1 protein-coding gene is annotated in these 1152 nt (G+C 72.1%); it reads left to right on the plus strand.

The genetic code is table 11. The features are described from left to right. Positions 1–53 precede the first annotated feature (53 nt). Positions 54–1152 (plus strand): sugar transferase (locus I59_RS11450; RefSeq protein ID WP_148286191.1); only part of this gene is annotated, 1099 nt, incomplete at its 3' end.

The following is a 1152-nucleotide window of genomic DNA, read 5'->3' on the forward strand; positions in this document are numbered from 1 at the left end:
GTCCTGTCTCCGTCGGAGCGCCAGCCGGTGCCCGGCCCGGGTTCGCCCTGGTCGTGGCCGCGCTCGACCTCGCCGTGCTGCTCGTCGCCTTCGTGACGGCGCACCTCGTCCGCTTCCCGGTGGAGGTGCCGGACGGTTCCGTCACTGCCGGCTGGGTCGAGTTCGTCGTCGCGCCCGCGATCGTCGTCGTCTGGATGACCCTGCTGTCGTCGTTCGGGACGCGCAACGCCCGGATCGCCGGGGTCGGGAACGAGGAGTACCGCCGGCTCGTGACCGCGAGCCTCGTTGCCGGCGCGATCGTCGCCATCGTCGCGTACGCGGTGCAGCTCGACATCGCACGCGGGTACGTCGCGATCGCCTTCCCGCTCGGGATGGCGCTGCTCGCTGTCGAACGGAAAGCGGTGCGGACCGTGCTCGCACGTCGTCGTGGCCGTGGCGAACGACTGCAGGACGTCCTGCTCGTCGGTGACGCCGAGGACGTGCGCTACGTCGGGCGCCGCATCGCGACCACACCCGTCGCCGGGTACCGGGTCACCGGGGTCGTGACCGACTGTCTCAGCGTCGGGGAGACCGTCGAACTGGGAAGCGCACGGGTCGCGGTCCTCGGCGGGATCGACGACGTGCTCGACCGAGCGTCGGCCACGGGCGTCTCGGCGGTGGTCGTCGCCGGCGCCGTCCGGGGCGGGCACGAGCGGCTGCGACGCCTCGGCTGGCAGCTCGAGGAGCGCGGGGTCGAGCTCGTGGTGTCCTCACCCCTCGCCGACATCGCCACGGGTCGAGTGCACGAGCGCCCCGTGGACGGTCTCCCGCTCATGCACGTCGAGATCCCGGACTACCGGCGCCGGACCGGCAAGCGACTGCTCGACGTCGTGGGGGCCGGGCTCGGGCTCCTTCTGCTCGCGCCGCTCTTCGCGGTGATCGCGCTCGTGATCCGGCTCGATGACGGCGGACCGGTGTTCTTCCGTCAGACGCGGGTCGGCCGCGGCGGACGCGACTTCTCGATCCTCAAGTTCCGGACCATGTGCGTCGACGCCGAAGCCCGCGTGGCAGCACTCGAAGCCGCGAACGAGGGCGCCGGGCCGCTCTTCAAGATGCAGCACGATCCGCGGGTCACCCGCGTCGGTGCCTTCCTGCGGCGGAGTTCGCTCGACG

Source organism: Curtobacterium sp. B8 (assembly GCF_000333315.1).
Lineage (GTDB): Bacteria > Actinomycetota > Actinomycetes > Actinomycetales > Microbacteriaceae > Curtobacterium > Curtobacterium luteum.